General features: G+C 71.8%; 25 protein-coding genes and 1 pseudogene. 14 read left to right on the forward strand and 12 right to left on the reverse strand.

Translation table 11 applies throughout. The annotated features are described in order from the left end of the window. Positions 1 to 99: 99 nt before the first annotated feature. The 5 genes from H4N64_RS01275 to H4N64_RS01295 all read left to right on the forward strand — a co-directional run bounded on the left by H4N64_RS01275 (position 100) and on the right by H4N64_RS01295 (position 5,524). Complete coding sequence (locus H4N64_RS01275) at positions 100 to 1,224, forward strand: GNAT family N-acetyltransferase (protein WP_186280053.1); 1,125 nt, start codon at positions 100 to 102, stop codon at positions 1,222 to 1,224. Positions 1,225 to 1,329: 105 nt separating this feature from the next. Then, a complete protein-coding gene (locus tag H4N64_RS01280; RefSeq protein ID WP_186280055.1) occupies positions 1,330 to 2,559 on the forward strand; it encodes a DegT/DnrJ/EryC1/StrS family aminotransferase in 1,230 nt (409 codons plus the stop codon). 186 nt (positions 2,560 to 2,745) lie between these two features. Beyond that, positions 2,746 to 3,870 (forward strand): Gfo/Idh/MocA family protein, encoded by a 1,125-nt coding sequence (locus H4N64_RS01285; RefSeq protein ID WP_186280057.1) that lies wholly within the window; start codon positions 2,746 to 2,748, stop codon positions 3,868 to 3,870. Continuing rightward, a complete protein-coding gene (locus H4N64_RS01290) occupies positions 3,867 to 4,778 on the forward strand; it encodes a DUF6807 domain-containing protein (protein ID WP_186280059.1) in 912 nt (303 codons plus the stop codon). Before H4N64_RS01285 ends, H4N64_RS01290 begins: the two co-directional genes overlap by 4 nt. Then, complete coding sequence (locus tag H4N64_RS01295) at positions 4,772 to 5,524, forward strand: cupin domain-containing protein (RefSeq protein ID WP_186280061.1); 753 nt, start codon at positions 4,772 to 4,774, stop codon at positions 5,522 to 5,524. The genes H4N64_RS01290 and H4N64_RS01295 overlap by 7 nt, the downstream gene beginning before the upstream one ends. Positions 5,525 to 5,619: 95 nt before the next feature. On the opposite strand, the gene H4N64_RS01300 is transcribed toward H4N64_RS01295, so the two are convergent. The 3 genes from H4N64_RS01300 to H4N64_RS01310 form a co-directional block, all read right to left on the reverse strand. Continuing rightward, a complete protein-coding gene (locus H4N64_RS01300; RefSeq protein ID WP_186280063.1) occupies positions 5,620 to 6,672 on the reverse strand; it encodes a glycerophosphodiester phosphodiesterase family protein in 1,053 nt (350 codons plus the stop codon). A 139-nt stretch (positions 6,673 to 6,811) separates the two neighbouring features. After that, positions 6,812 to 9,040, reverse strand: coding sequence for a heavy metal translocating P-type ATPase (locus tag H4N64_RS01305; RefSeq protein ID WP_336246609.1), 2,229 nt, complete (start codon positions 9,038 to 9,040; stop codon positions 6,812 to 6,814). Positions 9,041 to 9,070: 30 nt separating this feature from the next. After that, positions 9,071 to 9,292, reverse strand: a complete 222-nt coding sequence (locus tag H4N64_RS01310) for a heavy-metal-associated domain-containing protein (protein ID WP_186280065.1) — start codon at positions 9,290 to 9,292, stop codon at positions 9,071 to 9,073. A gap of 165 nt (positions 9,293 to 9,457) precedes the next feature. Between H4N64_RS01310 and H4N64_RS01315 the strand changes: the two genes are divergently transcribed. Beyond that, positions 9,458 to 10,405 (forward strand): hypothetical protein, encoded by a 948-nt coding sequence (locus tag H4N64_RS01315; protein WP_186280067.1) that lies wholly within the window; start codon positions 9,458 to 9,460, stop codon positions 10,403 to 10,405. Between the two features lie 2 nt (positions 10,406 to 10,407). On the opposite strand, the gene H4N64_RS01320 is transcribed toward H4N64_RS01315, so the two are convergent. Both H4N64_RS01320 and H4N64_RS01325 read right to left on the reverse strand, forming a co-directional pair. Further along, on the reverse strand, positions 10,408 to 12,246 hold the full coding sequence (locus H4N64_RS01320) for a glycoside hydrolase family 15 protein (protein ID WP_186280069.1): 1,839 nt from the start codon (positions 12,244 to 12,246) through the stop codon (positions 10,408 to 10,410). A gap of 77 nt (positions 12,247 to 12,323) precedes the next feature. Then, positions 12,324 to 13,103, reverse strand: a complete 780-nt coding sequence (locus tag H4N64_RS01325) for a DeoR/GlpR family DNA-binding transcription regulator (RefSeq protein WP_186280071.1) — start codon at positions 13,101 to 13,103, stop codon at positions 12,324 to 12,326. Positions 13,104 to 13,225: 122 nt separating this feature from the next. Between H4N64_RS01325 and H4N64_RS01330 the strand changes: the two genes are divergently transcribed. Then, positions 13,226 to 14,107: an SIS domain-containing protein gene (locus H4N64_RS01330; RefSeq protein ID WP_186280073.1), complete on the forward strand. Its 882-nt coding sequence runs from the start codon at positions 13,226 to 13,228 to the stop codon at positions 14,105 to 14,107. 38 nt (positions 14,108 to 14,145) lie between these two features. After that, the gene (locus H4N64_RS01335) at positions 14,146 to 15,000 is read left to right on the forward strand and encodes a ketose-bisphosphate aldolase (protein WP_186280075.1); all 855 of its coding nucleotides are present in this window, start codon (positions 14,146 to 14,148) and stop codon (positions 14,998 to 15,000) included. Here the strand turns inward: H4N64_RS01335 and H4N64_RS01340 are convergent. Beyond that, positions 14,990 to 16,123 (reverse strand): methyltransferase, encoded by a 1,134-nt coding sequence (locus H4N64_RS01340; protein ID WP_186280077.1) that lies wholly within the window; start codon positions 16,121 to 16,123, stop codon positions 14,990 to 14,992. The two genes, H4N64_RS01335 and H4N64_RS01340, sit on opposite strands and share 11 nt — an antisense overlap. 58 nt (positions 16,124 to 16,181) lie before the next feature. Between H4N64_RS01340 and H4N64_RS01345 the strand changes: the two genes are divergently transcribed. Both H4N64_RS01345 and H4N64_RS01350 read left to right on the forward strand, forming a co-directional pair. Then, positions 16,182 to 16,823 carry an alpha-ketoglutarate-dependent dioxygenase AlkB family protein gene (locus tag H4N64_RS01345; protein ID WP_186280079.1) on the forward strand — a complete coding sequence of 214 codons (642 nt, stop codon included), beginning with the start codon at positions 16,182 to 16,184 and terminating at the stop codon, positions 16,821 to 16,823. A gap of 36 nt (positions 16,824 to 16,859) precedes the next feature. Beyond that, positions 16,860 to 18,104 (forward strand): ROK family protein, encoded by a 1,245-nt coding sequence (locus H4N64_RS01350; protein ID WP_186280081.1) that lies wholly within the window; start codon positions 16,860 to 16,862, stop codon positions 18,102 to 18,104. A 50-nt stretch (positions 18,105 to 18,154) separates the two neighbouring features. Here the strand turns inward: H4N64_RS01350 and H4N64_RS46290 are convergent, their stop codons facing one another. Beyond that, positions 18,155 to 18,589: a LysR substrate-binding domain-containing protein gene (locus H4N64_RS46290; protein WP_336246610.1), complete on the reverse strand. Its 435-nt coding sequence runs from the start codon at positions 18,587 to 18,589 to the stop codon at positions 18,155 to 18,157. A gap of 45 nt (positions 18,590 to 18,634) precedes the next feature. On the opposite strand from H4N64_RS46290, the gene H4N64_RS46295 reads away from it, so the two are divergent. After that, entirely contained in the window at positions 18,635 to 18,811 is a 177-nt protein-coding gene (locus tag H4N64_RS46295; RefSeq protein ID WP_336246611.1) for a hypothetical protein, read from the forward strand. A 13-nt stretch (positions 18,812 to 18,824) separates the two neighbouring features. Here H4N64_RS46295 and H4N64_RS01365 read toward each other — a convergent pair whose 3' ends face one another. The 4 genes and pseudogenes from H4N64_RS01365 to H4N64_RS01380 all read right to left on the reverse strand — a co-directional run bounded on the left by H4N64_RS01365 (position 18,825) and on the right by H4N64_RS01380 (position 20,759). Further along, complete coding sequence (locus tag H4N64_RS01365) at positions 18,825 to 19,013, reverse strand: DUF1272 domain-containing protein (protein ID WP_186280255.1); 189 nt, start codon at positions 19,011 to 19,013, stop codon at positions 18,825 to 18,827. Positions 19,014 to 19,096: 83 nt separating this feature from the next. Next, positions 19,097 to 19,475: pseudogene (locus H4N64_RS01370) on the reverse strand (phosphotriesterase family protein); the annotation flags it as partial. Positions 19,476 to 19,608: 133 nt separating this feature from the next. Next, positions 19,609 to 20,175 carry a DUF4865 family protein gene (locus tag H4N64_RS01375; RefSeq protein ID WP_186280083.1) on the reverse strand — a complete coding sequence of 189 codons (567 nt, stop codon included), beginning with the start codon at positions 20,173 to 20,175 and terminating at the stop codon, positions 19,609 to 19,611. Positions 20,176 to 20,183: 8 nt separating this feature from the next. After that, positions 20,184 to 20,759, reverse strand: a complete 576-nt coding sequence (locus tag H4N64_RS01380; RefSeq protein WP_186280085.1) for a TetR/AcrR family transcriptional regulator — start codon at positions 20,757 to 20,759, stop codon at positions 20,184 to 20,186. A gap of 162 nt (positions 20,760 to 20,921) precedes the next feature. Here H4N64_RS01380 and H4N64_RS01385 point away from each other — a divergent pair, with 162 nt between their 5' ends. Genes H4N64_RS01385 through H4N64_RS01395 form a run of 3 tightly spaced genes read left to right on the forward strand, consistent with a single transcriptional unit; the run spans position 20,922 to position 24,507 of the window. Next, on the forward strand, positions 20,922 to 21,203 hold the full coding sequence (locus H4N64_RS01385) for an SHOCT domain-containing protein (RefSeq protein ID WP_186280087.1): 282 nt from the start codon (positions 20,922 to 20,924) through the stop codon (positions 21,201 to 21,203). Next, positions 21,200 to 21,949, forward strand: a complete 750-nt coding sequence (locus H4N64_RS01390) for an ABC transporter ATP-binding protein (RefSeq protein ID WP_186280089.1) — start codon at positions 21,200 to 21,202, stop codon at positions 21,947 to 21,949. Before H4N64_RS01385 ends, H4N64_RS01390 begins: the two co-directional genes overlap by 4 nt. Beyond that, positions 21,946 to 24,507, forward strand: a complete 2,562-nt coding sequence (locus tag H4N64_RS01395; RefSeq protein ID WP_186280091.1) for an ABC transporter permease — start codon at positions 21,946 to 21,948, stop codon at positions 24,505 to 24,507. Before H4N64_RS01390 ends, H4N64_RS01395 begins: the two co-directional genes overlap by 4 nt. Before the next feature lie 90 nt (positions 24,508 to 24,597). On the opposite strand, the gene H4N64_RS01400 is transcribed toward H4N64_RS01395, so the two are convergent. Then, a complete protein-coding gene (locus H4N64_RS01400; RefSeq protein WP_186280093.1) occupies positions 24,598 to 25,140 on the reverse strand; it encodes an ATP-binding protein in 543 nt (180 codons plus the stop codon). Positions 25,141 to 25,148: the final 8 nt, after the last annotated feature.

Genomic DNA, 25,148 nt, shown 5'->3' on the forward strand with positions numbered 1-25,148 from the left:
ATCCCTGCCGCACTGTTCCGATCTCGGTCGCGCAGCCGGCACAGCAGGGCGTGGCGCGCACCGCGCGTCACAGGGGGGAACTGGGGGGAGCGATCGCCCATGCGATCCATGAGCAGCACGGATACGGACATCACCGTCCACAGACCCGACCAACTGAGCGACCCGCTGCGCACGGCCTGGCACCGCGCGATGGACGAGTCGCCCGAGTACGCCAACCCTTTCCTGTCACCGGAGTTCGCCGTCGGGGTCGGCGCTCACCGGGGCGGGGTCGAGATCGGCGTCCTGCACGAACACGGCGAGCCCGTCGGCTTCCTGCCGTACGAACGCAACATCCTCGGCGTCGGCCGGGCCATCGGACTCGGCCTCTCCGACCGCCAGGCCCTCGTGCACCGGCCCGGGATCATCTGGGACACCGAGGAACTGCTGCGCGGCTGCGGGCTCGCCAGCTTCGAGTTCGACCATCTCGTCGAGGAACAGAAGCCGTTCGGCCGGTACGTCACCGGCATGTTCGCCTCGCCGGTGATCGACCTGGAACCCGGCGACGGCGACTACGCGCGATGGCTGCGGGCCACCTACCCCGGCCAGGCCAAGACGACGCTGAAGAAGGAACGCCGGCTGGGGCGGGACATCGGCGAGGTGCGGTTCGTCTTCGACGAGCGGGACCCGAAGGTGTTACGGCGGCTCATGGAGTGGAAGTCCGCCCAGTACCGCAGGACCGGCCGCATGGACCGGTTCGCCCGGCCCTGGATCGTCGACCTCGTGGACCATCTGTTCCGGTTGCGCGAGGAGCACTTCACCGGGGTGCTGTCCGTGCTCTACGCCGGTGACCGTCCCGTGGCCGCGCACTTCGGGCCGAGGTCACGGACCGTTCTCGCGGCCTGGTTCACCGCCTACGACCCCGAGTTCCACTACTACTCGCCCGGGCTGATGATGCATCTGCGCACCGCGGAGGCGGCGGCCCGGCACGGGGTGCGGCTGATCGACCTCGGGCGGGGCGACAAGGAGTACAAGGACTGGCTCAAGACGCGCGAGCTGCGGGTGGGCGAGGGCTTCGCGACCCGGCCGCACCCCGTGGCGGCGGCGCACCGGATGTGGCGCAGACCGGTGCGCGGACTGCGCAACACCGTCCTCGCCCACCCCGGCCTGCGGGAACCCGCCGACCGGCTGCTGAAGACGGTCGGCGCGCTGCGGTCCTCCCGCCGGACGGCCCCGCGCACCCACTGAGCCGGCCCCATGACGGGGACGACCCACCGAGCCGTAAGGCTCCCGGATCCGATCGGCGCGCGCGGACAGCCGCGTCCGTCCACCCCCTACACGGAAGAAGTGACGATGCCGTACGGATCGCGGCTGGCCGCGACGATGACGCGGCGGCTCGGACGCGAATGCGTCTACACGCCCTCGGCGCGGCTGGCCCTCTATCTGGCGCTGCGGCGCTGGTGTCGGCCCGGTGCCCGGGTGCTGATGTCGCCGGTGAACGACGATGTGATCCTCTTCGTGGTCCTCGCCGCGGGCTGCCGCCCGGTGCAGGCCCCCGTCTCCGTGTGGGACGGCAACATCGACGCGGCCGCCGTACCGGACTCCACCTGGCGCACCGTCGACGCCGTCCTGACCACCAACCTCTACGGCATCCCCGACCGCGTCCTGGAACTGCGCCGCCGCTGCGAGCAGTTGGGCATCCCGCTCATCGAGGACGCGGCCCACGCCATCGGCACCCATGTGGACGGGCAGCCGATCGGGACCTTCGGGACCGCGGCCGCGTTCAGCCTCTCCAAGCACGTGGCCGCCATGGCCGGCGGATTCCTCGCCGTCGAGGACGCGCGCACCCGGCGCGAGCTGGAGCTGCTGCGCGACGACCTCCTCACGCCGAGCCGGCTGCGCGACGACCTGAGCGTGACCCTGCGCCCCCTCGCCCGCTCCACCGTCCGCACCCTCCACCTGGTGCGCCCGGTGTGGCGCACGATGCAGCGCCTCGGGCTCCTGGAGCGCGACGCGTTCCGGATGGCCCTGCACGCCCCACGCCTGACCGCCTGCGCCCGCTCGGCCCCCAGCCTGACCGCCTACGAACCCTGGGTCAGCGTCGATCTGCACGGCTTCCGGGTCCGCCACGGCAGCCTGGTCCGCGGCCAGCTGAACCTGCGCATGTCCCGCCTCGACGACGACCTCACCCGCCGCAGGGCCGGCGTCGCACTGCTGGCGGGCACCGCCTGGGCCTCCACCGCCCTGCGCGAACGGGCGGTCCCCGACGGACCCCTCCCGCTGTTCCGCGTACCGCTCCTCGTCCAGAACCGCGACGCCCTCCTGGAACGCCTGGTCGACCACGGCATGGTCTGCGGCTACGTCTACGACCCACCGCTCGACGACTACGCGGGCGCCGAGTTCGTCGAACCCTCCCCCGCCCCGGCCGCGGCCCGCTGGTTCGCCTCCCATGTCCTGCCGGCCGACCCCCTGTCGGCCCGCCGGATGACCGGCGCCCTGACCCGGGAGCGGGCGGCGACCGCGCGGCCGTCGTTCCCCGTGGCCGTCAAGGACGCCACACCTCCGGCGCCCCTGGGGCAGTAGGCGGCGCCCGGGAAGCACGGCGCGCAAACCCCGCCCAGGGACCTCGGCGACCGGTGTGACCTGAGAAAAAGCCTCGTCGATGTCCCTGTAGAGGGGTTGTCCGGACAATGCCTCGGCGCCTAGGGTCTGCCTTCGAGCGCAAGCGCTTTCTGTTGGCATGTCCGTCGGCCGTTCGAGGAGCGCCGCATGACCGTGTTTTCCGGGGACCCCGTCCGCCGCCGCGTCGCCGTCGTAGGCACCGGTGCCATCGTCAGCGGCAGCCATCTGCCCGCGCTCACCGCCCACGCCGACCGGACGGAACTGGTCGCCGCCGTCGACGTGGACCGGGACAGACTCGACGCCTTCCAGGAACTCGCGGGCGGCACGGTCACCGGGTACACGTCGATGGCCGCGATGCTGGACGCCGAGCGCCCCGACCTGGTGCTCATCGGCACGCCCCCGTCCCTGCACCGGGAGCAGACGGTGGCCGCGCTCAAGGCGGGCGCCTGGGTCCTGTGCGAGAAGCCGCTCACCCTCTCCCTCGCCGAGTACGACGAGATCGCGGCGGCCGAGGAGGCCTCCGGCGCCTACGCCGCCGTGATCTTCCAGCACCGCTACGGATCCGGCGCCGTGCACGCCCGCGAGCTGCTCGCGAGCGGTGAGCTGGGCACCCCGCTGGTCGCGCACTGCCAGACCACCTGGCACCGGGACGCGGAGTACTACGCGGTGCCCTGGCGCGGTCGCTGGGCCAGCGAGGGCGGCGGCCCGACCATGGGCCACGGCATCCACCAGTACGATCTGCTGCTCCACCTGCTCGGCGAGTGGGACGAGGTGCGGGCCATGGCGGCCCGGCTGGTCCACGACACCGAGAGCGAGGACGTCTCCACCGCCCTGGTCCGCTTCGCGAACGGCACCCTCGCCACCGTCGTCAACAGCGTGCTCTCCCCGCACGAGGTCAGCCGCATCCGCGTCGACTGCGCGGACGCGACCGTCGAGCTCACCCATCTGTACGGGCACCGCAACGACGACTGGGTCTACACCTCGGCCCCGCATGTCGCCGCCGACCGCGCCGACGCCTGGCGCAGCCCGGCCGCCGACGTCCCCAGCTCCCACACCGCCCAGCTCGGCGGCCTGCTCGACGCGTACGACGCGGGCGTACGACCCCCCGGCAGCGGCCCCGACGCCCGGGCCACGCTCGAATTCGCCGCCGCCCTGTACAAGTCGGCGTTCACCGGCCTGCCGGTCCGCTCCGGGGAGATCACGCCGGGTGATCCTTTCTACGCGGCGATGCACGGAGGCCACCCCGACTGGGCCCCCAAGGAGCGCGCATGAGCATCCGAGTCAGCCACGCGTACGGCGAGCACATCGCGGTCGCGGCGGCCAACGGCACGGAGATCCTCCGCTACGTCTACCGCCCCGACCCCGACGCCTTCGAGTCCCGCAAGCCGTACGCACATCCCTTGCGCACCCTCGCCGGCCGGACGGTCACCGGATACCGGCCCAGCGACCACCGCTGGCACAAGGGCCTCCAGATGACCGCGAGCCATCTGTCCGGGCAGAACTTCTGGGGCGGCAACTCCTACGTCCATGGCGAGGGCTATCTGCGCCGGCCGGAGCGGGTCGGCTCGATGCGGCACGACGGTTTCGCCGAGTTCACGCTCACCGATGACAGGCTCGCCGTCACCGAGGAGCTGACCTGGGTGGAGAACGGCGGCGAGGAGTGGGCGCGCGAGACCCGGGGACTCACCGTCCACTCGGTCGACGAGGAGGCCGGTTCCTGGGCCCTGGACTGGTCGATCCGGCTCACCAACATCCGCGCCGAGCCCCTCGCCTTCGGCTCCCCGACCACGGCGGGCCGGGAGATGGCCGGCTACACCGGACTCCAGTGGCGCGGACCGCGTGACTTCACCGGCGGTACGGTCTTCGCGCCCGGCACCGACTCCGAGAAGCTGATGGGCTCCCAGGGGCCCTGGCTCGCCTTCACCACCGAGCACGACGACGTCGACGCGCACTCCACGATCGTCTTCGCGCACGCCCCCGAGAATCTCGACGCGATCCACGAGTCCCACTGGTTCGTGCGCTCCGAGCCGTTCCCCACGGTCGCGTTCTCCTGGGCGTTCTTCGAGGAGTTCGAGCTGGCGCCGGGCGAGTCCCTCGCATACCGCTACCGGGTGGTGATCGCCGACGGTGCCTGGGACACCGAGCGCGTGGCCGCGCATCTGGAGGGCCTGCCGTGGTGAAGCCCGCCCTGCCCCACCCGCTGCCCGGGGCCGTCGGTCTGTCCCACCTCAGCGCCTACGACTGGGAGGCCACCGACGGCGTCTGCGGCGGCAGCCCGCATCTGCACCTGGTGTGCACCGAGGCGTACGTCGTCACCGGCGGCCGGGGCGCCGTACAGACCCTGAGCCCCGACGGCTACCGGGAGATCCCGCTGGAGCCCGGCTCGGTCGCCTGGTTCACGCCGGGCACCGCGCACCGCATGGTCCAGGGCGGGTACCTGCGTATCACCGTACTGATGCAGAACAGCGGGCTGCCCGAGGCCGGGGACGCGGTGTTCACCTTCCCACCCGAGGTGCTCGCCGACCCCGAGAAGTACGCGGCGGCGGCAACGCTCCCTCCCGGTACGGGAGTTGACACCGCCGAGGCCGCCCTGCGCCGCAGGGACCTCGCCGTCGAGGGCTACCTCGTCCTGCGCGAGGCCCTCGTCGCCGGCGACAACGGCCCGTATCTGGAGTTCCAGGGCGCCGCCGCCCGGCTGGTGCGCGACAAGGTGCCGGCCTGGCGCGAGCTGTGGCGGGCGGGGGCCCTGGCCACGGCGGAGCGCACCGGCGCCCAGCTCGACGCGCTGGCCGAGGGCGAGCCCGCCTACCTCGGCGAGGCGACCGCGCACGAGGCAGCGCCCACCCGGCTCGGCGGCTTCGGGATGTGCGGCAGACGGGACGAGTACGCGCTGCCGGGGACGACGCTGCCGTATCAGGGGGAGTAGCGCACCCGGGGGATTCCCCCAACGGTTCGCCGACATGCTGAGCGTCGGCCTCGCCACCGCCGTGGCCTGCCTGCCGCTGGTGTGCGGTCGGCCGGTCAGCGCGGTTGATAGGCCTTGGGCAGGCGCATGCCCCGCTCGGCCATGATCTCCCTTACCCGGTTGGGGTAGTTGGTGATGATGCCGTCCACCCCGGCGTCCATCAGCGCCTCCACCGTGGCCGGGTCGTCGCAGGTCCACGGCACGACCTTCAGGCCCCGGGCGTGCGCCGCCTCGACCATCGCCGCGTCGGCGTAGAAGCGGAAGCCCGGGTCGCCGACCTTGCCGCTCTGCGGGAAGCCGTAGTTGGGGGAGAGGGTGGTGACACCGGGGAGGGAGTCGGCGGCCTTCACGAAGTCGCCGTCGTAGTCGTCGGCGTCGATGCCGCCGAGCCACGGGGAGGCGCCGGGCTTGCCGACCTGGAGGAAGTCGTAGTTGGTGAGCGCCACCAGCGGCCACTTGGGCGCGAGCTGGTGCATCTCCTTGAGCGCGCCCCAGTCGAAGGACTGGATGGTGACCTGCTTCTCGATGCCGGACCGGTGGATCTCCTCGTAGACCCGGCGCACGAACAGCTCGCGGGGCGCGGTCTGTTCGGGGGCGCCCGCTTCCACCTTCGTCTCGACATTGAGGGTGACCTGACGGGCCTCGTAGCGCTTGACCAGGTTCAGGACGTCCTTCAGCTCGATCATCCGCAGACCGTCGATCTGCTCCTGCTCGGGATGTCCGGGCAGCTGCTGGTAACCGCAGTTCATGGTCCTGATCTGGGCCAGGGTGAGGTCCTTGATGTACTTGCCGACATACGGGTACATCGGGTCGCCCTGCACCAGGGGCGCGGTGTCCCGGCACTTGGTGGCGCTGACCTGCCGGTCATGGGTGACGACGACCTTCTCGTCCTTGGTGATCTGGGTGTCCAGCTCCAGCGTGGACACACCAAGACGGAGGGCCTTGGCGAATCCCTCCAGCGAGGACTCGGTCGTCATGCCGAGTCCGCCGCGGTGGGCCTGGAGGTCGAACTGCGTCTTCTGCGCGTCGTATGTCGTGGCGTGCGCCGCCACCGGGGTGAGAAGCAGCGGCACCAGCGCCAGGCCGGCGAGGACATGTCTTGAGGACATCGCAACCTCGATCGTGTGGGTTCGGACGACCAGACGACGCTATTTCTACGGCAGAAGCGCTCAACAGCCCAGAAGTGAATGCTGGACGAACGCTGAAGCGCCCTCCGCCCGATGAGGCGGAGGGCGTCGGCTTTCGTCGTCAGGCCGTGGCCCGGAAGGAGCGCAGCCGCAGCGAGTTGCCGACCACGAAGACCGAGGAGAAGGCCATGGCCGCTCCGGCGAGCATCGGGTAGAGCAGTCCGGCCGCGGCGAGCGGCAGGGCGGCCACGTTGTAGGCGAAGGCCCAGAACAGGTTGGAGCGGATGGTGCCGAGGGTGCGGCGGGCCAGCCGGATGGCGTCCGCCGCGGCTCGCAGGTCGCCGCGGACCAGGGTCAGGTCACCGGCCTCGATCGCGGCGTCCGTCCCCGTGCCCATCGCCAGACCGAGGTCGGCCTGGGCCAGCGCGGCCGCGTCGTTGACGCCGTCGCCGACCATCGCCACCGAACGCCCCTCGCCCTGGAGCCGCTTGACGACGTCGACCTTGTCCTGCGGCAGCACCTCGGCGATGACGTGCTCGGGTGCGATGCCCACCTGCCGTGCCACGGACTCGGCCACGGCCCGGTTGTCGCCGGTGAGCAGCATCGGCGTCAGACCGAGCGCCCGCAGCCGGCCGATGGCCTCGGCGCTGGTCTCCTTCACGGCGTCGGCGACCTCCAGGACCGCCCGCGCCTCACCGTCCCAGGCCACGGCGATGGCGGTACGACCGCCCGCCTCGGCCTCGGACTTGGCCCGCGCCAGCTCCGCGGGCAGCTCCATGGCCCACTCCGCCAGCAGCCGCTCGCGGCCCACCAGAACCGCGTGCCCGTCGACTATGCCCTGCACCCCGAGTCCCGGCACGTTCGCGAAGTCCTCCGGTACGGGCAGCGTGCCCAGCTTCTCCAGGGCGCCGTCCGCGACGGCACGGGCGATCGGGTGCTCGGAGGAGTGCTCCAACGCACCCGCAAGACGCAGGACTTCGGCCTCGTCGGCGTTGTCGGCCGTGTGCACCGCCAGCAGTGTCATCCGGCCGGTGGTGACGGTACCGGTCTTGTCGAGGACGACGGTGTCGACCTTGCGGGTGTTCTCCAGCACCTCCGGGCCCTTGATCAGGATGCCGAGCTGGGCGCCGCGCCCGGTGCCGACCATCAGCGCGGTCGGGGTGGCGAGGCCGAGGGCGCAGGGGCAGGCGATGATCAGTACGGCGACCGCCGCGGTGAAGGCGGCGGCCACACCGGCGCCGCTGCCGAGCCAGAAGCCGAGGGTGCCCAGCGCGAGGGCGATCACGATCGGCACGAAGACGGCCGAGATCCGGTCGGCGAGCCGCTGCGCGGCCGCCTTGCCGTTCTGCGCGTCCTCCACCAGCTTGGCCATCCGGGACAGCTGGGTGTCGGCGCCGACCCGGGTGGCCTCGACGACGAGGCGTCCGCCCGCGTTGATCGTGGCGCCGGTGACCGGGTCACCCACGCCGACCTCGACCGGCGCCGACTCGCCGGTGAGCATCGAGGCGTCCACCGCGGACGAGCCCTCGACGACGGTTCCGTCGGTGGCGATCTTCTCGCCGGGACGGACGAGGAAGCGGTCGCCGACCTTCAACTCGCCGACCGGGACGGTCCGTTCGCTGCCGTCGGGACCGATCAGCGTGACGTCCTTCGCGCCCAGCTCCAGCAGCGCCTTCAGCGCCGCGCCCGCCGTGCGCTTGGAACGGGCCTCGAAGTACCGCCCGGCCAGGATGAAGGCGGTGACCCCGGCAGCCGCCTCCAGATAGATGTTCCCGGAGCCGTCGCTGCGGGAGATGGTCAGCTCGAAGGGGTGCGTCATGCCCGGCTCGCCCGCGGTGCCGAAGAACAGCGCCCACAGCGACCACAGGAACGCGGCCGAGGTGCCGACCGAGATCAGTGTGTCCATGGTGGCCGCGCCGTGCCGCGCGTTGGTGAACGCGGCCTTGTGGAACGGCCAGGCGGCGTAGGTCACGACGGGCGCCGCCAGGGTGAGGGACAGCCACTGCCAGTACTCGAACTGCAGGGCCGGAATCATGGCCATCGCGATGACCGGGACGGCCAGGACGACAGCGGTGGTCAACCGTTCTCGCAGCGGCCGGAGTTCGTCCTGCTCGGGCGCCGTCTCGGGTTCGGGCGTGGGTACTTGGGCGGTGTACCCGGTCGCCTCGACGGTCGCGATCAGATCGTCGACCGAGACGCCACCGCCGTAACTGACCTTCGCCTTCTCGGTGGCGTAGTTGACGGTGGCGGTGACGCCGTCCATGCGGTTGAGCTTCTTCTCGATGCGCGCCGCACACGAGGCGCAGGTCATGCCGCCGATGGTGAGTTCTGTGTCGATCGTGGTGGTCACTGTCTGCTCCTCGTGTGGGCGTGCGGGGGATCAGGCTCGGCCGGTCAGCTCGTAGCCGGCCTCGTCGACGACCTCGGCGACGAGCGTGTCGTTGGGCTCGGCGCTGCTGCTGACGGTGACCTGACCCTTCTCAAGATCGACCTCGACCCCGGTCACACCGTCCAGCTCCCCGATGACCTTGGTGAGTGTGGCCTTGCAGTGGCCGCAGGACATGCCGGAGACGGCGTACGTGGTGATCGTCTGCGTGGACATGAGGTGCCTCCCGGATAGACTTCCGCATACCCGGCGGGGGTATCCCGGCCGGTGACACCATGTATACCCATGGGGGGTATTGAAAGCAAGCGGGATCCGGGCTTGACTTCATACCCCCCAGGGGTATGGTGAGCGGCGTAGAGACCTGAGACCGAGGAGATCGTCATGAATGCCGGACTCAAGATCACCGCGTTCGCCGCCGGCCTGGCCGCCACCTTCGGCACCGCCTACGGCGTGGGCAAGGGCGTCGGACCGGTCGGGGAGGACCCCGCGCCCGCACGGCACGAGAGCCACAGTGAGGCCTCCCCGAGCCCGGAGGGAGGCGGCGGGAACCAGGCGGCGGCCGGCGGGCTGCAGATCTCCGAGGGCGGCTACACCCTCGACCTGAAGACCCCCACCGTCGCCGCCCGCGACCGCGCCGACCTGCGCTTCGTCATACGGGACGACAGCGGCCGCGCGGTGACCGCCTACCAGCGCGACCACGACAAGGAACTCCACCTCATCGTGGCCTCGCGCGACCTGGTCACCTACCGCCATCTGCACCCGACCCGCGCCGCCGACGGCACCTGGAGCACCCCCGTCGACCTGCCCCGCGCGGGCGGCTACCGGGTCTTCGCCGACTTCACCCCGGCGAGGAAGGGCGCCGAGAACCTGACCCTCGGCGCCGACCTCGCCGCCTCCGGCCCGTACGAGCCCCGGAACCTCCCGGCCCCGAAGGCCACCGCCGAGGTCGACGGCTACGAGGTCCGCCTGGACGGCACCCTGCGCCCCGGCGCGGAAAGCGAACTGAAGCTGAACGTCTCACGCGACGGCAAGCCCGTCACCGACCTCCAGCCCTACCTCGGCGCCTACGGCCACCTGGTCGCACTGCGCTCCGGTGACCTCGCCTACCTGCACGTCCACCCGAACGGCGAACCCGGCGACGGCAAGACCGAGCCCGGCCCGGCCGTCTCCTTCGGCGCGACCGCGCCGAGCAGCGGCACGTACCGCCTGTTCCTCGACTTCAAGCACGACGGCGTGGTCCGCACGGCGGCGTTCACGGTCCGCACCGGAGTCACAGCGGCGCCGGAGGAGGCCACCTCGCACGAGGAGGCACCCGCTCACGGCCACTGAGGTCAGCCGAGCGCCCGGTCGAGATTGAAGGCGGCGCTGATCAGGGCGAGGTGGGTGAACGCCTGGGGGAAGTTGCCCTGTTGCTCGCCGGTGTGGCTGATCTCCTCGGCGTACAGGCCCAGATGGTTGGCGTAGGTGAGCATCTTCTCGAAGGCCAGGCGGGCCTCGTCGACGCGGCCGGCGTGCACCATGGCCTCGACGTACCAGAAGGAGCAGATCGAGAACGTGCCCTCGTCGCCGCGCAGTCCGTCGGGGCTGGCCATCGGGTCGTAGCGGTAGACCAGGGAGTCGGAGACCAGGTCCTGGGTCAACGCGTCCAGGGTGGACAGCCACTTGGGATCCGTCGGCGCGATGAACTTCGTCAGCGGCATCATCAGTACGGCCGCGTCCAGCACGTCGTCGTCCTCGTGCTGGACGAAGGCCTGGCGGGACTCCGACCAGCCGTGGCTCATGATGCGCCGGTAGATGGTGTCCCGGCAGTTGCGCCAGCGGACGATGTCGGCGGGCAGGCCACGCCGGTTGGCCATGCGGATCGCCCGCTCGATCGCCACCCAGCACATCAGGCGCGAGTACAGGAACTTCTTGCGCCCGCCCCGGGTCTCCCAGATGCCCTCGTCCGGCTGGTCCCAGTGCTCGCACACCCAGTCCACCAGCGCGCACACATCGTCCCACTGGTCGCTGGAGATGGGCTTGGCCCACTTGTCGTAGAGATAGATCGAGTCGATCAGGGCGCCGTAGATGTCGAGTTGGAGCTGTTCGGCGGCGGCGTTGCCGACGCGGACCGGCGCGGATCCCTGATGGCCGTCCAGATGGTCGAGTTCGCGCTCGGTGAGATCGGTGCGGCCGTCGATGCCGTACATGATCTGCAACGGTCCCGAGGGCTTGCCGTCGCCCGGACTGACGTGCCGGGTCACGAAGTTCATGAACGCCTCGGCCTCACCGGTGAAGCCGAGACGCAGCAGCGCGTAGACACAGAAGGCGGCGTCGCGCACCCACACATAGCGGTAGTCCCAGTTGCGCTCGCCGCCGATCTGCTCGGGCAGGCTGGTCGTCGGCGCGGCGACGATCGCTCCGGTGGGCGCGTACGTCAGCAGCTTCAGGGTGAGCGCCGAGCGGTGCACCATCTCCCGCCAGCGGCCCCGGTACTTGGACGCGGACAGCCAGTGCCGCCAGTACGCGACCGTGGTGCTGAACTGCTCCTCCGCCTCGGTCCTCGCGCACCTGCGGGGTGTCACCTCGCCGCCGACCTGGTCCAGCGCGAACACCGCCGACTCGCCCTCGGCGAGCTTGAAGTCGGCCCGCACATCAAGGCCGTCGGGCTCCAGGGGCACCGTCGCGGTCAGCCCCAGCGAGAGTTTGGCGGACTCGAAGACCGCCACGTCGCCATCCATCCGGACGGAGTGCGGCTGGGTGCCGTAGTCGAAGCGCGGGGCCACGCGCGTGCGGAACGGGATGGAGCCGCGCACGCACAGCACACGCCGGATCAGCCGATGCCGCTCGGTCTCCACCGAGTCACCGTCGACGGGCATGAAGTCCTGCACCTCACCGACGCCGTCCTCGGTGAAGAAGCGGGTGATCAGGACGTTGGTGTCCGGGAAGTAGAACTGCTTGGTCCGTGCCGGTACCGCCGCCGCCAGTTCGAAGGCCCCGCCGCGCTCGGCGTCGAGGATCGCGGCGAACACGCTCGGCGCGTCGAACGCCGCGCAGCAGTACCAGTCGATCGTGCCGTCGGTCCCCACCAGGGCCACGCTGCGCAGATCGCCGATCAGGCCGTGCTCGGCGATCGGCAGATAGCGCGAAGCCCCGGGGGCCTCCTGGTCGCTCGGTGCTGTTCCGCTCATCGCAGCCTCCCTGGCCCCCGACACCGCCACGGAACCAGCCTAGGCGGAAAGAGCAGCCCCGTGGGCGCGCAACGGCGTCAGACCGTGACGACCTCGATGCCCGCCTCAGTGAACCTCCGGACCGTGTCGGACCCGGCCGCCGTGTCCGTGACCAGCGTGTCCACCGCGTCGGCCGCGCAGATCCGGGCGAACGCCCGCCGGCCCAGCTTGCTGGAGTCCGCGGCGACGATCACCCGCCCCGCCCGCTCGCACAGCAGCCGGTTGATCGCCGCCTCCGCCTCGTCGTTGGCCGCCGCCCCGTGCACCACGTCGAACGCCACGACACCGAGCACCGCCACATCGAGGGTGATCTGCCCGAGCACCCCGTCCGCGAGCGGCCCGATGAGTTCGTACGACTGCGGGCGCGCCACCCCGCCGGTCACGACAATCTTGAACTGGGGCCGTACGGCGAGCTCGTTGGCGATGTTCAGCGCGTTGGTGACCACGGTCAGCGCGGGCGAACCGGAGGCCAGATCGCCGCGCACGGCCAGCGCGCGGGCCACCTCGGTCGTCGTCGTGCCGCCGGTCAGGCCCACCGCCTCGCCGGGTGCGACCAGCGCGGCCACCGCCTTGGCGATGCGCTCCTTCTCCGAGGCGTGCCGGGCGGTCTTGTAGCGCAGGGGCAGCTCGTAGGAGACGCCGTGGACGACCGCGCCGCCCCGGGTGCGCACCAGCATCTGCTGCTCGGCCAGCTGGTCGAAGTCGCGGCGGATCGTGGCGGCCGAGACCGCCAGCTCGGCGGCCGCCTCCTCGACATCGAGACGGCCCCGCTCGACAAGCAGTTCCAGCAGTGACTTCCAGCGGGCGTCGCGCGACATCCGCACCTCCGTTCCTCGATCTCCCGGCGACCCTAGCGCACCCTCACTTCCCTCGAATGCTTGATTCTGCTCGAAAGCTCGCTATATCTTGCAAGAAAAATCAAACAAGGGGAGGGGTGGGCATGACCCACGTCGAGGAGGAGCTGGCCGGCCAGCCCGACTGCTGGGCACGGGCCGCGACACAGGCGACGGCACACGGCGCGGCCCTGCCGACGCCGGGGGAGCGCGTCGCGATCGTCGGCTGCGGCACCTCGTACTTCATGGCGCAGTCGGCCGCCGCCCTGCGCGAGGGCGCGGGCCAGGGCGAGACCGACGCCTTCGCCGCCTCGGAGTTCCCGCACGGGCGCTCCTACGACCGCGTCGTCGCCCTCACCCGCTCCGGCACCACGACCGAAGTGCTGGCCCTGCTGGGGGAGTTGAGGGACCGCACCCGCACCACCGCGATCACCGCCGACCCGGGGACCCCCGTCATGGCAGCCGCCGACGATGTCGTCGTCCTCGACTACGCCGACGAACGCTCCGTCGTGCAGACGAGGTTCGCGACCACCGCGCTCACCCTGCTCCGCGCCCACCTGGGCCTGCACACCGACTCGGTCGTCACCGACGCCCACGCCGCGCTGGCCGCCCCGCTGCACGAAGGGCTCGTCGACTGCGCGCAGTTCACCTTCCTCGGGCGCGGCTGGACCGTCGGGCTCGCCCACGAGGCCGCGCTGAAGATGCGCGAGGCCGCGCAGGCGTGGACCGAGTCCTACCCGGCGATGGAGTACCGGCACGGCCCCATCAGCATCACCACCGACTCCACCGCGACCTGGATGCTCGGCGACCCGCCCGAGGGACTGGAGGAACAGGTCCGCGCCGCCGGCGGCAGCTGGGTGACCGGCACCCTCGACCCGCTCGCCGAACTGATCCGCGCCCAGCGCCTCGCGGTCGCTGTCGCCCAGGCCCGCGGCCTCGACCCGGACCGTCCGCGCCACCTCACCCGCTCGGTGATCCTCGCCCCCTGACGCCGCCGGGTGTCCCGACGCCCACGGAAGGACCAGCCGTGCCCCTCGTCACCACCGGCGAGCTCGTCACCCGAGCCGCCGCCGAGCGCTGTGCCGTCGCCGCCTTCAACATCATCACGCTCGAACACATCGAGGCCGTCATCGCCGGCGCCGAGTCCGCTGAGGCCCCCGTCGTCCTCCAAGTCAGCGAGAACGCCGTCAGGTTCCGCTACGGCCGCCTCCTCCCGCTCGCCCGGGCCGCCGTCGCCGCCGCCGAACGCGCCGCCGTACCCGTCGCGTTGCACCTCGACCACGTCCAGAGCGACGACCTGCTGCGCCAGGCGCCCGGCGCCGGATTCAGCTCCGTCATGTACGACGCGGCCTGCCTGCCCTACGCCCAGAACCTCGCCGCGACCCGGGCCGCCGCCGACTGGGCGCACGCCCAAGGGCTCTGGATCGAGGCCGAGTTGGGTCAGATCGGCGGCAAGGACGGACAGCCCGCCCTGGACGCCCACGCCCCCGGCGCCCGCACCGACCCCACCCAGGCCCGCGCCTTCGTCACCGACTCCGGCGTGGACGCACTCGCCGTCGCGATCGGCAGCGCGCACGCCATGACCACCCGCACCGCCACCCTCGACCACGATCGCCTCAAACGTCTGGCCGCCACCCTGGACGTCCCCCTCGTCCTGCACGGTTCCTCGGGCGTACCGGACGCCGAACTCACCGCGGCCGTCGCCGGAGGCATCGCCAAGGTCAACATCGGCACCGCGCTCAACATCGCGATGACCGGCGCCATCCGCACCTACCTGGCCGCGCACCCGGAAGCGGTGGACTCACGCAAGTACCTGAGCGTCGGAAGGGAGGCGATGGTGCGGGCGGTGGCCGGAATCATCGGCACCCTGACTAACGCTTGACCGCCTTCAGCACCACGAACTTCGGGTCCCCGGACACCAGTTGGCAGTTCCCGAACAGGCGGCGCAGCTTGACGTGGTAGCCCAGATGACGGTTGCCGATCACCCACAGCTCGCCGCCCGGCCGCAGCGCTCGCTTCGCCCCGGTGAACATCCGCCACGCCGTCGCGTCGGTGGTCGCCTGGTGGGAGTGGAACGGCGGGTTGTTCAGCACCAGGTCGACACTGCCGGCCGGCACCCCGGCCAGCCCGTCACCCACCCGGAACTCCGCGTGCCCCGGCACCCCGTTGGCCTTGTACGTCGCCTCGGCCGACGCCACCGCCTGGAAGGACTCGTCGACGAAGAGCACCTCCGCCTCCGGATTGCCCAGCGCCACCGCCGTACCGACCACGCCGTTGCCGCAACCGAGGTCCACCACCCGCCGGCTGCCCCGGCTGCTCGGCAGATGCGCCAGGAAGAACCGGGTGCCGATGTCGAGCCGGTCCGCGCAGAAGACACCCGCGTGGTTGACGACCGTACGGCCGGAGACGACACCGATCCCGTCCGGCAGCTCATAGCGGTACGGCCACGGGTTGGCGCCGCGCTCCAGCGCCGGATCCGGCGTGCAGAAGATCAGTCGCGCCTTCTTCTCGGCGAGGGAGGTCCGGGTCGGGCCGATGATCCGCTCGAACAGCTTCAGCGTCGAGGTGTGGATGTCCTTCACCATCCCGGTGCCGACCACGACCGTGTCCGCGTGCACGGAGGGCGCCAGCCGCAGCAGCTGGTCCTCCAGCAGCGCCAGGCTCTTCGGGACCCGCACCAGCAGCACATCGATCCGCTCGGGCGGCGGATCCTGCGTGGTCAGCAGCCGCACCGCGCCGGGCTCGACACCGGCCCGGGCCAGGTTCGCCCGCGTCGCCTCCTGGGCGAGATGGGAGTCGGTGATCTGCGTCGGCCGGTGCGCCGCCAGCGCCGTGACCAGCGCGCCCCAGCGATCGCCGACCACCACGACCGTGCCGGACAGCGGGATCTCCTGGTCCGCGAGATGCCTGAGGAGGTACTCGTCGGACGCGTCCCAGGCACGCAGCCGGTCGCGCGGATCCTCCGGGAAACGGGACAGCAGGGCCTCGCCCCACGGAGTCGTCATACGGTCGTTCATCGTGTGTCAAGGCTAGCGGAGCCGCAGCTCAGGGCAGGATGGAGGGATGGACGCCGAGCTGTTCCCGAGGCCCCGCGCGCAGATCGCGCCGGGCGCGGTGCACCTACCGGACTGGCTGGACGCGGACCGACAGCGCGAGCTGCTGGCGGCCTGCCGGGAGTGGGCCCGCCCGCCGGCCGGACTGCGCACGGTCCACACCCCGGGCGGCGGCACGATGACCGCGCGGCAGGTCTGTCTGGGCTGGCACTGGTATCCGTACGGCTACGCCCGCACGGTCGTCGACGGCGACGGCGCCCCCGTCAAGCCCTTCCCGGACCGGCTCGGCGAGCTGGGCCGTCAGGCGGTGCGAGACGCGCTGGGGGAGGAGACACCGTCGTACGACATCGCGCTGATCAACTTCTACGACGCCGACGCCCGCATGGGCATGCACCGCGACAGCGACGAACAGTCGGACGCCCCGGTGGTGTCGCTGAGCCTCGGGGACACCTGCGTGTTCCGCTTCGGCAACACCGAGAGCCGGGCCCGGCCGTACACCGACGTGGAGCTGCGCAGCGGGGATCTGTTCGTGTTCGGGGGACCGTCGCGGCTCGCGTATCACGGGGTGCCCAAGGTGTACCCGGGCACCGCACCGGCCGAGTTGGGGCTGACCGGGAGGTTGAACGTCACGCTCAGAGTCAGTGGCCGGTAGACCGGCGCACCTGCGGATCATGGGAGACTCGCCCTCATGAGCGGCAAGGCTGACCCCCGGCCGGCGGGGGAAGGGACCACCTCAAGGACGCGGTTGGACCGGGGACGTGGCGCGCTCGGGCCCGCCCTGGAGCTCGTGCACACCGGACGCGCCCCCACCCGGGCCGTGCTCACCGCCGAACTCGGCGTGACCCGGGCCACGGCCGGCGCGGTCGCCGCCGAACTGGAGGCCCTCGGGCTGATCCGGGTCGACGCCCGCCCCGGCGCGGCGGCCGGATCCCAGGGCCGCCCCTCGCACCGCCTCGAGGTCGCCGAGGACGGCCCCGTCGTCCTGGCCGCCCAGGTGCACGCCGACGGCTTCCGGGCCGCGCTGGTGGGCCTCGGCGGGCGGATCGTCGCCACCGCGCCGGGCTGCGAGACCGTCGACGCCGACCCGGCGAAGGTCCTCGGCTCCGTCGTCGAGGCGGGCGCGGACCTGCTGCGCACGACCGGCCGGCGCTGCGTGGGCGCGGGCCTCGCCGTGCCGTCCGCCGTCGCCGAACCCGACGGTCTCGCCCTGAACCCCCTGCACCTGGCCTGGGCCGTGGGCGCGCCGGTCCGCCGGATCTTCGCCGAGTGCGTACGGGCCGCCGGGATCACCGGACCGGCGTTCGCGGGCAACGACGTCAACCTCGCCGCGCTCGCCGAGCACCGGCACGGCGCCGGCCGCGGCGCCCGGGACCTGCTGTGCGTGGCCACCGGGCACCGGGGCGTGGGCGGCGCGCTGGTGCTCGACGGGCGGCTGCACACCGGCAGTTCGGGGCTCGCCCTGGAGGTCGGCCACCTCACCGTCAACCCCGAGGGCCGTCCCTGTCACTGCGGCAGCCGCGGCTGCCTGGACGTCGAGGCGGACCCGCTGGCCCTGCTCACCGCGGCAGGCCGCGACCCGGGCCCCGAGGTGTCCCTGTTGCAGCAGGCCAACGACCTGATCCGGCACCACTACGACGACGCGACCGTCCGCACCGCCACCCAGGCACTGATCGACCGGCTCGGCCTGGGTCTCGCGGGACTGGTGAACATCCTCAACCCGGACCGCATCATCCTCGGCGGTCTGCACCGCACCCTGCTGGACGCCGACCCGGACCGGCTTCGCGCGGTGGTCGCCGACCGCAGCCTGTGGGGGCAGAGCGGCGGCGTCCCGATCCTGGCGTGCACGCTCGACCACAACAGCCTGGTGGGCGCCGCCGAACTGGCCTGGCAGCCGGTGTTGGACGATCCGCTGGGGGCGCTGACCCACCAGTGAACCCGCGGATGCTCAGGGGCCCGGTTGGGGCCGGACGGCCCGACCGGCGGCTACTTCTCCGCTGACGGCCCACTGCCCTGGGAGGCCGTGAGGCTCCACAGCGCCGCCACCGACGGCCGCCGCAGATCCGCCCGCCGTACGCACAGCCCGATCGGGAAGTCCTCCGGCGGCGGATCGGCGGGGAGCACCGACAGCCGGTCGCGCACCGCGCTGTGCTCCAGTACGAGGCTGGGGACGACGCCCGTGCCACAGCCCAGCGCGACCAGCGTCAGCAGGCCCTCGTGGCCGTCCGGCTCGCAGGCCACGTCCGGCACCGTGCCCCGGGCCCGGAACCAGCGGTCGGCGGCCTCCCGGACGAGCCCCCGGTGCGGCAGCACGAACGGGCCGTCGAGAGCGGGATCCGGGCGGTCCGGTTTGCGTCCAGCCCCGCGTCGCTGACGCGGTGGTGGGGCTGGGGCCGTCGACTCGGCCCCGCGTCGCCACAACTCCCACGCACGCGCACGGATGTTGCGGGAGCCGTTCAGGTCCGCGTGATCAACGAATCCGCACGACCGGCACGCGAAACAGGCCCGAAGCGCGTCGAGGAGAACGCCGGCGCCGCCGCCCTCACCCTGACCGAGGCCGACCTCGCCGCCATCGACGAGATCCTGCCCCACGGCGGCTTCGGCGCCCGCTACGCGGAAGGCCACGTCCCCACCTGGATCTGACGCCGGAACCCGGCTAGGCCGGGGCAGTGGCGCGGCGAGGCCTCGGGACCAGTTCGCCACCGCAGTTGGGGCACACATCCCGCATGGCCTCGCCGCACGGCACACAGAAGGTGCACTCGTAGGAGCAGATGCGGGCGGGCCCGTCGGCCGGCAGGGCCGCCGCCTCACAGCGCTCGCAGCGGTCACGCATCTCCAGGGCCATGTCCGCGCCTTTCCTCGGCATCGTCCGTCGCCTTCCATCCTCCGCACGCCGGGCGTGGCCGAAAGTGTTCGGCGGGACAAAGATCAACACGATCGGGCCACGGTCAGGGCCGGGACGGCGAAGGCTCGGGCCGGATTCTCGACCAGCATCCACCGGACCGGCTCCGCACCCACCGCGAGCTCCAGCCGCGGCCGCACCGGGCGCAGCAGATACGGCATCCCCGGGCCACCGCGGGCCGAGGCGGTGGTCGTGTCACCACCGAGCAGAAGCCGATCATGGTTCGCGCGTGACGGCCCCTCAAAGGCGAGATAACACCCGACCTGAGCCGCCTGCCGCTGCTCCACGAGATCGGGGGACGGGTTGAGGTGCCCGAGGATCACCCGCCGCGGAGGCATCCCCAACTCCCCGCACAGCAGGTCCAGTACGTCCAGAGCCGGTGCCGAGTTCCAGGTGTACGGCGACGAAGACCTCGGCGAGCCTGCCACGCAGCCCGGCGTCCACTGCACAACAGTCCCCCCGCCCTTCGCCCGACAGGCGGCGAGCTCCTCACGTGCCGCGGGAAGACTCCTCATCCCGAGCGCGGTCCGCACGAAGCTCACCGGGCCAGCCGATCCCGCTCGGGCGTCGACAGATGCAGCACCTGGAACACGTCCCCCTCGGCCTTGGGCGCGTCCTGCTCCCACAGCGAGAAGTGCACGAACTCCCAGGCCCCGGTGTCCACACCGGCCGCCGCCAGCACCGCCCCCTCCCGCGCCGCGAGCCGCCGCACCTCGCTCAGCGCCTCCTCGACGACCTCGGCCAACGGCACGCCGTCCGGCACGGGTTGCCGTCGCCGTACCGCCGTCCGCGCGCGGGATCCGTGCCCCTCCTCGTAGGCCAGCCCGGTCCACCCCCGCACCGACGGCCGCCCGAAGTCGTCACAGATGCCCTGGAAACCGCCGCCCCACAGAAAGGAGTTCATGCCCTCCACGGTGTTCCAGAGGTAGAACGGCGCGTACTGGCTCATGGGCGACCCGTGCACCCCCCGCTCCCGCATCAGGTAGGCCTTCAGCCCGAGCCCCTCCCAGCGGTCGAGCAGATGCCCCCGCTCGGCGACACGCCGTCGGATGACGCCCATGTCGTAGTCGGCGGGCAGCGTGATCTCGTACTGCATGGCGTGCACAGAACCCCCTAGGCGGTAGGACGGAGCAGAGCGAGCAGCCCCCGCACCCCGGTGTCGAAGGCGGCCGGTGAACCGGACGCGCGGGCCAGCACATAGCCGCCCTGGACGGTCGCGACGATCGCCGCCGCGATCTCCTCGCCGTCGAGGCCGGGCGCGAACTGCCCCTGTTCCTTGCCCTCCTCGACGATCCCGGCGAGCCGTTCGCGCAGCCAGTCGAGGGTCTCGTCGACCGGAGCGCGCAGCTCCTGGCTGGCGACGATCTCCGGGTCCATGGTCAGCCGCCCGATCGGGCAACCCCGCAGCACATCGCGCTCGCGCCGCAGATAGGCCTCGATGCGCTGGTACGGCGTTCCGGGCGAGCTCAGTACCGCCTCGGCGGTGGCCCGCATCTCCTCGGCGGTCCGCCGGATCGCGGCCAGGGCGAGATCGGGCTTGCCCTTGAAGTGGTGGTACATGCTGCCCTGCCCGGCACCGGAACGCTCCAGGATCGCCTTGGGGCTCGTACCGACGTAACCGCGCTCCCACAACAACTCGCGCGTGGACTCGATCAGCCGCTCCGGAGTACTCATACCGACACTGTACATACTAGTAGTTACAGAATCCGGGGAGCAGCCACAGACGCCCCACCTACTCCCCGGGAGGTACACGCACTGCCGCTGCCCGTACGACGACCAGGACCCCTCCCCAGGGCGAGTCTCGAAGCATCACCGGAAGTCCATCCGAACCGACTCGGGAGATGACCAGAGATGCAGACCCTGGCGCACTTCGCGGACGGCGGGCCCGGCCCGTGGATCCTGTTCTTCCCCCTCATCTGGGCGGCCGTCGTGATCGGCGGCGTCACGCTGCTGCGCCGTACCGTCCGGCACGGCCGCGGCGGCCCCCGCAGGCCCACCGTCGACGACCACTCGCCCCTCACCGTGCTGGGCCACCGCTTCGCTTCCGGTGAGATCGACGAGGACGAGTACTGGCGCCGACTGTCCGTCCTGGACGAGCAGTTCGGCCGCACCGGCAAGGGCGGTGCGGCATGACCACCACGACCCTCGCCCGCACGGCCGCCCGGGTCGTCGACGCCGTCAAGGTCTACGGCAGCGGCGACACCGCCGTCAGGGCCCTGGACGGGGTGAGCGTCGACTTCCCGGCCGGCCGCTTCACCGCGATCATGGGCCCCTCGGGCTCCGGCAAGTCCACCCTGATGCACTGCGCCGCCGGCCTCGACACCCTCACCTCGGGCGCCGCCCACATCGGCGACACCGAACTGGGCAGGCTGGACGACCGGCGCCTGACCCTGCTGCGCCGCGACCGCATCGGCTTCGTGTTCCAGGCGTTCAACCTGGTGCCGACGCTCACCGTCGCGGAGAACATCACCCTGCCGCTGGACCTCGCGGGCCGCCGCGGCGACCCGGAGTGGATCGACGCGCTGATCGACGTCGTAGGCCTGCGCGACCGGCTCCACCATCGGCCCACCGAGCTCTCCGGCGGCCAGCAGCAACGCGTCGCCGTGGCCCGGGCGTTCGCAGGGCGGCCCGAGGTCGTCTTCGCCGACGAACCGACCGGCAACCTCGACTCCCGCTCCGGCGGCGAGGTCCTCGGCCTCCTCGGCCGCGCCGCACGCGAGACCGAGCGCACGGTCGTCATGGTCACCCACGACCCGGTCGCCGCCGCCCACGCCGACGAGGTCGTCTTCCTCGCCGACGGACGCCTGGTCGACCGTATGACCGCGCCCACCGCCGACAAGGTCCTGGACCGCATGAAAGCCTTCGAGGTGCCCTCATGAACGCCTCCGTCCGCCTGAGCGCGTCCTCCCTGCGCGCCCACAAGCGCCGCTTCGCCGGAACGTTCGTCGCGGTGTTCCTCGGCGTGGCGTTCCTGGCCGGGACGCTCGTCATGGGCGACACCCTGCGCGCCAGCTTCGACAACATGTTCGGCAACGCGACCAGCGGCACCGACGCCGTGGTCCGCAGCGCCGACGCCATCACCACACCCGGAGAGAGCGAGGGCGTACGCGAACCGGTCGCCGCCGACCTCGCCGACACCGTCGAGCAGGTCCCGGGCGTGGCAGCCGCCGAGCCCAGCATCGAGGGCGCCGGCCAGCTCGTCGGCCGCGACGGCGACCCCATCGGCGGCCAGGGCCCGCCCACCCTCGCCGGCAACTGGATCACCGACGAGAAGCTCAACGCGTACCGACTGGACGAGGGCCGCGCCCCGGAGAAGTCCGGCGAGGTCGTCGTCAACCGGGGGACCGCCGAGCGCGGCGACCTGAGCATCGGCGACACGACGACACTGCGCACGCCCGACCCGGTGAAGGTCACCATTGTCGGCCTCGCGACCTTCGGCGGCGAGGACGGCATGGCGCAGGTGACCTACACCGGCATGACCCGCGCCGACGCCGAGAAGTACCTCACCGCCCGCCCCGGCGAGGCGGCGACCATCCTTGTACGGGCAGGACCCGGCGTGAGCCAGCAGGAACTGGTGGACCGCCTGACTCCCGCCCTCCCGCAGGGAGTCGAGGCCATCACGGGCCAGGAGTCGGCCGAGGAGAACACCGACATGATCTCCGGCCAGTTCCTGAGTGTCTTCACCACCTTCCTGCTGGTCTTCTCCGGCGTCGCCCTGCTCGTCGCGACCTTCTCCATCCACAACACCTTCGCCATCGTGGTCGCCCAACGCACCCGCGAGAACGCCCTGTTGCGCGCCCTCGGCGCTTCCCGCCGCCAGGTCACGGCGTCCACCCTCGTCGAGGCGACCGCGGTCGCCGTCACCGCGTCCCTGGCGGGCCTGGCCGGAGGCATCGGCATCGCGGCCGGACTTCAGGCACTCTTCCCGGCGATCGGATTCCCCTTCCCCGAGGGCGACTTGGTGATCAGCGGCGTATCGATGGCGTTGCCGCTGGCCGTCGGCGTAGTGGTCTGCCTCGGTTCCGCGCTCCTGCCCGCAGTCCGCGCCGGACGCACCGCACCCCTGGCCGCGCTCCGGGAGACGGCCGTGGACACCTCCGGAGCCTCCCGCGCCCGAGCCATCACCGGCCTGGGCCTCGCGGCCCTCGCGGTCGGGATCACCCTGAACGGGGTCCTGGTCTCCCCGAACATCTGGCTGGCAGGCCTGGGCGCCGTACTGGCCCTGGCGGCCTTCGTGGTCCTCGGCCCGGTCGCCTCCACCACCGCGATCCGAATCCTCGGCGGCCCCCTCGGCCGACTCCGCGGCGTCACCGGCGGCCTGGCCCGCCGCAACGCCCTGCGCAGCCCGAAGCGGACGGCCGCGACCGCCGGCGCCCTGATGATCGGCGTGGCCGTGGTGTCGCTGTTCACGGTGTTCGGTGCCTCGCTCAAGGCGACCATGGACCAGACCGTGTCCCGCTCCTTCGCGGGCGACGTAGCCGTCAGCGCCCCGTCGTTCGGCGCGGGCGGCAGCGGCCTGAGCCCCCGCCTCGCCGAAGCGGTCCAGGACCTGCCCGAGGTGGACACGGCAGTAGGGCTGGGCCGGGGCGTAGCCGAAGTAGACGGCAAGGGACGCGCGCTGACAGTCACCGACCCGGCGGCCCTGGAACGCACCTTCGACCTGGGCGAGATCCGCGGCTCCCTGAACGACCTGGGCACGACCGGCATCGCCATTACCGAGAAGGAGGCCGACAAGCACCACCTCACCACCGGCGACAAGACCCGCCTGACCTTCACCGACGGCAGTACCCAGACCTTCACTGTCCGCGCGGTCTACGGCCAGTCCGAACTCGCCGGCGACTACGTCATCACCCGATCCGCCTGGGCCCCGCACCGCACCCAGGACGCCGACACCCTCGTAGCCGTGTCCTTCGCGGACGGCGTCAGCACGGACGCCGGAAAGACGGCAGTGGAGAAGGCCGCAGCCGACTACGGCAACCCGGAAGTCCAGACCCGAGACGAGTACGCGCAGTCCTCGGCAGGAGCCATAGACATGATGCTCACCCTCGTCTACGCCCTGCTCGCCCTGGCGGTCCTCATCGCGCTTCTGGGCATTGCCAATACGCTGACCCTTGCCATCCACGAGCGGACCCGCGAACTGGGTCTTCTGAGGGCGGTGGGCCAGACCCGCTCGCAACTGCGCGCGATGGTCCGCTGGGAGTCGGTCCTGGTGGCAGCCTTCGGCACGACAGGTGGCCTGGCTCTGGGCGCGTTCCTGGGCTGGGTGCTGGTGAAGGCCTCGGACGGAGCGAGCGACAGCGCCTTCGCGTTCGCCATGCCACCCCTGCAACTCCTGGTGGTGGCCCTGGTAGGCCTGACGGCAGGAGCCCTGGCGGGCCTACGCCCGGCAAAGCGAGCGGCAAGGCTGGACGTACTGCGAGCAATAGCCACGGAGTAAGGGGCAAGAGGCCAACCAAGCGAGCTCGAACCCCGGCCACCGGCCGGATCTCCCACCCCGGCAAAGGTCCCGGCCCCCCTCACCGCCCGATCAGCCGACAACGGCCGACCGGGCGGGAGCGTGTTCGGGTCGGCGGAGGTCGACACGCGGCCCGATGTCCGTGAACCGGTGGGCGGGTTTGTCCAGCACCGTCCGCCGTGGCGGACGCGCCGCCGCGGCCCTGGCAGCGGCCGGGGTGGGCAGCGTGAACCACACGACCTTGCCCGACTCGCCGTCCGGCCGCACGCCCCAGCTCTCGCTGACCGCGGCCACCATCGCGAGGCCTCGCCCGCAGGTGGCGAGGGGTGCGACGTCGTCGATCTCCTCCACGACCGGCAGACGTGGGTCGTGGTCGTGCACGGAGACCATGAGCCGGTCGAGCAGCAGTTCGATCTCCACTGTGCACGTCTTGTCGGGCTGCGCGTGCTGGTGGACGTTGGTGAGCAACTCCGTCACACCGAGCGCCGCTCGGTCTATCAGGGGATCGAGATGCCAGTAGCGCAACTGCGCCGATACGATTCTGCGGACCTGGCCGATCCGCGACGGCAGGGCTTGGAGCTCCACCGTGCAGTGCCTGCTTGGGTGACTGATCACGGCTGCGA

Origin of the sequence: Streptomyces cupreus (assembly GCF_014257025.1) — a bacterium.
In the GTDB taxonomy this organism is placed as follows: Bacteria; Actinomycetota; Actinomycetes; order Streptomycetales; family Streptomycetaceae; genus Streptomyces; species Streptomyces cupreus.